This window comes from Jatrophihabitans sp., from assembly GCF_051960575.1.
Taxonomy (GTDB): Bacteria; Actinomycetota; Actinomycetes; order Mycobacteriales; family Jatrophihabitantaceae; genus JBQCEE01.
In genome coordinates this window covers 1-6,311 of the sequence record NZ_JBQCEE010000135.1, presented here as the reverse complement: position 1 = coordinate 6,311, position 6,311 = coordinate 1, and the positions used below count along the sequence as shown (strand labels likewise).

The 6,311-nt window shown below is 70.9% G+C and carries 7 protein-coding genes; 4 read left to right on the top strand and 3 right to left on the bottom strand.

The annotated features are described in order from the left end of the window. Positions 1-735, bottom strand: a 735-nt coding sequence (locus ACTHMS_RS07380; protein WP_440306019.1) for an enoyl-CoA hydratase, incomplete at its 3' end; no start/stop codon positions are given. Beyond that, the gene (locus ACTHMS_RS07375; protein ID WP_440306018.1) at positions 732-2,261 is read right to left on the bottom strand and encodes a FadD3 family acyl-CoA ligase; all 1,530 of its coding nucleotides are present in this window, start codon (positions 2,259-2,261) and stop codon (positions 732-734) included. The genes ACTHMS_RS07375 and ACTHMS_RS07380, both read right to left, overlap by 4 nt. 65 nt (positions 2,262-2,326) lie before the next feature. On the opposite strand from ACTHMS_RS07375, the gene ACTHMS_RS07370 reads away from it, so the two are divergent. The 4 genes from ACTHMS_RS07370 to ACTHMS_RS07355 are packed head-to-tail and all read left to right on the top strand — an operon-like array spanning position 2,327 to position 6,096. Then, entirely contained in the window at positions 2,327-3,514 is a 1,188-nt protein-coding gene (locus ACTHMS_RS07370; RefSeq protein WP_440306017.1) for an acyl-CoA dehydrogenase family protein, read from the top strand. Continuing rightward, positions 3,511-4,290 (top strand): SDR family oxidoreductase, encoded by a 780-nt coding sequence (locus tag ACTHMS_RS07365; protein ID WP_440306016.1) that lies wholly within the window; start codon positions 3,511-3,513, stop codon positions 4,288-4,290. The genes ACTHMS_RS07370 and ACTHMS_RS07365 overlap by 4 nt, the downstream gene beginning before the upstream one ends. Next, positions 4,287-4,916 (top strand): TetR/AcrR family transcriptional regulator, encoded by a 630-nt coding sequence (locus ACTHMS_RS07360; protein ID WP_440306015.1) that lies wholly within the window; start codon positions 4,287-4,289, stop codon positions 4,914-4,916. Before ACTHMS_RS07365 ends, ACTHMS_RS07360 begins: the two co-directional genes overlap by 4 nt. Then, positions 4,909-6,096, top strand: a complete 1,188-nt coding sequence (locus ACTHMS_RS07355) for an acetyl-CoA C-acetyltransferase (RefSeq protein ID WP_440306014.1) — start codon at positions 4,909-4,911, stop codon at positions 6,094-6,096. The genes ACTHMS_RS07360 and ACTHMS_RS07355 overlap by 8 nt, the downstream gene beginning before the upstream one ends. A gap of 111 nt (positions 6,097-6,207) precedes the next feature. On the opposite strand, the gene ACTHMS_RS07350 is transcribed toward ACTHMS_RS07355, so the two are convergent. Next, a partial coding sequence (locus ACTHMS_RS07350) for an integrase core domain-containing protein (protein ID WP_440305418.1) occupies positions 6,208-6,311 on the bottom strand: 104 nt, incomplete at its 5' end.

Below are 6,311 nucleotides of genomic sequence, written 5' to 3'. Positions count from 1 at the left end.
CGAGTCCATGCCGTTGCGCATCCCCATGGCGTCCTCGCACTGGTTCACCGCACGCTTGGTGAGCGCCAGCCCGAACCGTGGCATCGCCGCGATCCGCTCGGCGATCGCGAAGGTCTCCTCGTCGAGTGCATCACGCGCCACGACCCGGTTGACCATGCCCCACTCGTACGCGCGCTGAGCGGTGAAGCGGTCACCGGTGAAGAGGATCTCCTTCGCGGCGCGCGGGCCGATCACCCACGGGTGCGCGAAGTACTCCACGCCCGGAATGCCCATGCGCACCACGGGGTCGCCGAAGAACGCATCGTCGGACGCGACGATCAGGTCGCACACGAACGTGAGCATCAACCCGCCCGCGATGCACGCGCCCTGCACCATCGCGATCACCGGCTTGGGGATCTCGCGCCAGCGCCGGCACATGCCGAGGTAGACCTCCATCTCGCGGGCGTACCGCAGGTCGCCGCCCTCGCGCCCGACGTGGTCCCACCAGATGATCGCGGTGTTGTCGTAGTGCACATCGACGTCACGGCCGGGTGTGCCGATGTCGTGGCCGGCCGAGAAGTGCGCGCCCGCACCGGCCAGCACGATGACCTTGACCTCGTCGTCGTCGACCGCGCGCTGGAACGCCCGATCGAGCGCATAGGTCATCGCCGAGTTCTGCGCGTTGCGGTACTCGGGCCGGTTCATCGTCACCACCGCCGTCGAGCCCCGCACCTCGTACAGCACCTCGTCGGTCATCCGTACACCCTCCGCAGGTCGGTCTTGAGCAGCTTGCCGGCGAGGTTGCGCGGCAGGGTGTCGACGAAGCGCACCTGCCGCGGCACCTTGAAGTTGGCGAGGCGTTCGCGGCAGAACGCAATGACCGCGTGCTCGTCGACGGTCTCGTCCCGCCGCACGACCAGCGCGAGCCCGACCTCGCCGAGACGCGCGTCCGGGACACCGATCACCGCGGCGTCAGCGACCCCGTCGAGGCGGGCCAGCGTCTGCTCGACCTCCGCGGGGTACACGTTGAAGCCGCCGCTGATGTACATGTCCTTGAGCCGGTCGGTGATGCGCAGGTGTCCCGTGGCGTCGATGACGCCGACGTCACCCGTGTGCAGCCAGCCGTCGGCATCGATCGCAACTGCGGTCGCCTCCGCGTCGTCGAGGTAGCCGAGCATGACGTTCGGGCCGCGCACCAGCAGCTCATCCTGCTCGCCGATGCGGATCTCGCACCCCGCCACCGCACGCCCGCACGTGCGCGCGACCGTCCCGGCGGGATCGTCGCGGCGGCACATCGTCACGACGACTGCTTCGGTCATGCCGAACGCGGTGAGGACGAGGTCGAGACTCAACTCCTGTTGCATCCGCTCGACCAGCGCCACCGGCACGACCGCCGCGCCCGTGACCGCGAGCCGCAGCGACGACAGGTCGAACTTCTCGCGCTCGGGTGAGTCGAGGATCGTCTGGAAGATCGTCGGCGCTCCCGGTAGCACGCTGACCCGCTCGGCCGCGATCAGCCGCATCGCCTCGGGCACGTCGTACACCGCCTGCGGCACGATCGTCGCGCCGGTCAGCAGACACACCACGATGCCGGCCTTGTAGCCGAAGCTGTGGAAGAACGGGTTGATGACCAGGTAACGGTCGCGGTCGGTGACCTCGCCGCACTCGGCCCAGGCGGCGGCGACCGCCAGCACCTGCCGGTGTGCGCTGAGCACACCCTTGCTGCGCCCGGTCGTCCCCGAGGTGAACAGGATGTCGCTGACGTCGTCGGCCCGCACCGCCGCGGCGCGCGCCGCGACCTCCTCGACCGGTACATCCGCGCCGATGGCGGCGACGTCGGTCCAGTCGTCGACACGGTCGGGCGCGGGGGAGTCGTCGGTCGGGATGCGCAGCACCGCGCGCAGGTCGGGCGTCGCGCCCGCCGCACACAGCTGCGCCAGCCGGTCGGTGCCGAGGAACGGTCCGCAGACGACGAGCGCCACCGCTCGCGTCCGCACCAGGATGTCGTGGGCCTCGTGACCGGTGTAGCGGGTGTTGACCGGCACGAGGGTCGCGCCCGCCCAGTGCACCCCGAGCGCGGCGACGACCCAGTGGTGCGTGTTCGGCGCCCACACCGCGACACGATCGCCCGGACGCACGCCACGCGCGACGTAGTACCGCGCGAGGTCCAGCACCGCGGCCCGCAGCTGTGGCCAGGTCAGCCGCACCTCACCGTCGACCAGCGCCTCACCGGTGAAGCCGTCGGCTGCGCGGTCGAGGGCGGCGGGGATCGTCGCGTCCATCGCCGCCTCCCGCTGACCCATCCGCCGACGTACCGAGCAAGTGCTTGGTAGGGTAACCTACCGCCATGCCGACCGACCAGCGCTGGGTGACCTGGGACGGACTCACCGACGACCAGTTCCGCGCCCTTGCCCGCGACTGGCTCGAGAGCGCTCTGGCCGACGGGTTCAAGGAGCTGCGCGGCGTCGGGGGACCGGGACGCGAGCACGAGGCCTGGGACGAGCGGCGCGAGTGGAACCGGCACCTCGCCCGCGCCGGCTGGACGTGCTTGGGCTGGCCGGTCGAGCACGGCGGGCGCGGCGCGACGATCAGCCAGCAGGTGATCTTCCACGAGGAGTACGCGCGCGCCGACGCGCCGCACAAGGTGAACCACTTCGGCGAGGAACTCATCGGGCCGACGCTCATCGCGTTCGGCACGCCCGAGCAGCAGCAGCGCTTCCTGCCGCCGATGATCGCCGTCGACGAGCTGTGGTGCCAGGGGTACAGCGAGCCCGGTGCGGGCAGCGACCTCGCCGGGGTCACGACCACCGGGCGACTCGTGGACGGCGAATGGTCGGTGACCGGGCAGAAGGTCTGGACGTCGATGGCCCATCTCGCCGACTGGTGCTTCGTGCTCGCCCGCAGCGAGCCCGGTTCGAAGCGCCACCAGGGCCTGTCATACCTGCTGGTGCCGATGCAGCAGCCCGGCGTCACGGTGCGCCCGATCGTCCAGATCACCGGCACCGCCGAGTTCAACGAGGTCTTCTTCGACGACGCCCGCACCGCCGCCGACCTCGTCGTCGGCGAGCCCGGCGACGGCTGGCGGGTCGCGATGGGCACGCTCGGCCTCGAGCGGGGCGTCGCCACGCTCGGCCAGCAGGTCGGCTTCCGCCGCGAGCTGGACGGCGTGATCGCCCTGGCCCGTCGCACCGGTGCCGTCGACGACCCCGCGATCCGCGACCGCATCACCCGTGCCTGGCTCGGGCTCGAGGTCATCCGCACCCAGGCCGAGCGGACGCTGCACTCGACGGGCGTCCAGGGCGGCGAGGCGTCCGTGGCCAAGCTGCTCTGGGCCACCTGGCACCAGCGGCTCGGAGAGCTCGCGATGGACGTCGTCGGCGCGGCCGGCATGGTCGTGCGCGACGACGACCTGGACGAGTGGCAGCGGCTGTTCCTGTTCAGCCGGGCCGACACCATCTACGGCGGCTCGAACGAGGTGCAGCGCAACATCATCGCCGAACGCGTCCTGGGCCTGCCGCGGGAGGCCCGCGCATGACCGCACCGCCGTACGTGCCCGGCCACGGGCTGCTCACCGACAAGGTCGTCGTGGTCACCGCCGCCGCCGGCGCGGGCATCGGCCAGGCCACCGCCCGCCGCTGTCTCGAGGAGGGCGCGCAGGTCGTCATCAGCGACCACCACGAACGCCGGCTCGGCGAGACGCTCGACGCCTTGCAGGCCGAGCACGACGGGCGGGTCGCCGCCGTGCGCTGCGACGTGACCGTCGAGGACGACGTGCAACAGCTGTTGAGCGCCGCGGCCGACACGTTCGGGCGCCTCGACGTGCTCATCAACAACGCAGGCCTCGGCGGCACTGCGTCCCTGCTCGAGATGACCGACGAGCAGTGGTTCCGCGTGCTCGACGTGACCCTCACCGGCACCATGCGGTGCACCCGGGCGGCGCTGCAGCGCTTCGTCGAGCAGGGGCATGGGGGAGTGATCGTCAACAACGCGTCCGTCATCGGCTGGCGCGCGCAGGAGGGGCAGGCCCACTACGCCGCCGCGAAGGCCGGCGTCATGGCGCTCACCCGCTGCGCCGCGATGGACGCGGCGCCGCACGGCGTGCGCGTCAACGCGGTGTCGCCGAGCCTGGCCATGCATCCTCATCTGGTGAAGGTCACCAGCGACGAACTGCTCGCCGAACTGACGCAGCGCGAGGCCTTCGGCCGCTATGCCGAACCGTGGGAGGTCGCCAACGTCATGGTGTTCCTGGCCAGCGACTACTCGTCCTACCTCACCGGTGAGGTCGTCTCCGTCAGCTCGCAACATCCATGAGCGCGTCCGCGAGCGTCGACCGGCGCACCGAGCTGCTCACCATCGCGGCCGAGCTCTTCGCCGAGCGCGGGCTCAAGGCCACGACCGTCCGCGACATCGCCGACGCCGCCGGCATCCTGAGCGGCAGCCTCTACCACCACTTCGACTCGAAGGAGTCGATGGTCGACGAGATCCTGCGCGAGTTCCTCGACGCGCTGTTCGGCACCTACCGCGAGATCGTCGACCGCGACCTCGACCCGCGCGCCACCTTCGAGGCGATCGTGCGGGCCAGCTTCGAGGCCCTGGACGCACACCACAGCGCCGTCGCCATCTACCAGGCCGAGGCGCGGCACCTCGCCGACTCACCGAACTTCGCCTACATCACCGAGCGGCTCGTCGAGTTCCGCACGCTCTGGCACGACGTGCTGCAGGCGGGGGTCGACGACGGCACGTTCCGCGACGACCTCGACGTCGACCTCGCCTACCGCTTCTTCCGCGACACCGTCTGGGTCGGTGTCGGGTGGTACCGCCCGGGCGGCAAGCTCGCGATCAGCGACATCGCCGACCAGTACCTCGCCATCGTCCTCGACGGCATCACGACCGGCCGTCGCCCCACCGACCACACGAAGGGATCGACCCGTGGCTGAGGCCTACCTCGTCGACGCCGTCCGCACCCCGACCGGACGCCGCCGCGGCGCGCTGTCGCAGGTGCACCCCGCCGATCTCGGTGCACACGCGATCACCGCGCTGTTCGAGCGCAACCCCGGTGCCGACCCCGACGCCGTCGACGACGTGATCTTCGGCTGCATCGACACCATCGGCCCGCAGGCCGGCGACATCGCCCGCACCTGCTGGCTCGCCACCGGCTACTCCGAGGAGGTGCCCGGTGTCACCGTCGACCGCCAGTGCGGCTCGTCGCAGCAGGCCGTGCACTTCGCCGCGCAGGCCGTCATGAGCGGCACCGCCGACCTCGTCGTCGCCGGCGGCGTGCAGAACATGTCGATGATCCCGATCGCCTCGGCGATGATGGTGGCCGAGCAGTTCGGCTTCCGCGACCCGTTCACCGGCTCGACCGGCTGGGAGAAGCGCTACGGCGACCCGTCGGTGAACGAGGTGTCGCAGTTCCGCGCCGCCGACCTCATCGCCGAGCGCTGGGACATCAGCCGCGAGCAGATGGAACAGTTCGCGCTGCAGAGCCACCAGCGTGCGATCGCCGCGATCGACGAGGGACGCTTCGACCGCGAACTGGCGCCGTTCGGCGACCTCGCCGCCGACGAGGGCCCGCGTCGCGACACGTCGCTCGAGAAGATGGCGACGCTCGCCACCCTGCGCGAGGGTGGCCGGATCACCGCCGCCGTCTCGTCCCAGATCTCGGACGCCGCGAGCGCGGTGCTCGTCGCCAGCGAGTCCGCCGTGCAGCGCTTCGGGCTGACACCGCGCGCCCGCGTGCACCACATCTCCGTCCGCGCCGACGACCCCGTGTACATGCTCACCGCGCCGATCCGGGCCACGCGCCACGCTCTGGCCCGCGCCGGCATGACGCTCGACCAGATCGACCTGGTCGAGATCAACGAGGCCTTCGCATCGGTGGCGCTGGCGTGGGCGAAGGAGATGGCCGCCGACCTCGGCACCGGCGTCGACAAGGTGCTCGCGAAGACCAACGTCAACGGTGGTGCGATCGCGCTCGGTCACCCGATCGGGGCGACCGGCACGAAGCTGATGGCCACGCTGCTGCACGAGCTCGAGCGCACCGGTGGGCGCTACGGCCTGCAGACCATGTGCGAGGGCGGTGGCCAGGCCAACGTGACCATCATCGAACGGTTGTAGCCGCCAACTGATTCATCCGTTCGTCACCTGTCGTTCGACCGCACGGCGGCTGGCGCTCCTAGGTTCCGCACAGGCACTCGGACCTAGGTGTCGTGACCCGGGACGTTGTTATCAGGCGGCGAGCCGGCTGATGGGTGGTTCACCGCCGAGGGCGGAGTGGCCGCGTCGAGTGTTGTAGTGGTGGAGGAAGCGGTCAAGGGCTCGTCGGCGGGCGG

Coding starts and splice junctions, on each gene's coding strand:
- ACTHMS_RS07375 (WP_440306018.1), bottom strand. CDS start 2,261: ATGGACGCGACGATCCCCGCCGCCCTCGACCGCGCAGCCGACGGCTTC.
- ACTHMS_RS07370 (WP_440306017.1), top strand. CDS start 2,327: ATGCCGACCGACCAGCGCTGGGTGACCTGGGACGGACTCACCGACGAC.
- ACTHMS_RS07365 (WP_440306016.1), top strand. CDS start 3,511: ATGACCGCACCGCCGTACGTGCCCGGCCACGGGCTGCTCACCGACAAG.
- ACTHMS_RS07360 (WP_440306015.1), top strand. CDS start 4,287: ATGAGCGCGTCCGCGAGCGTCGACCGGCGCACCGAGCTGCTCACCATC.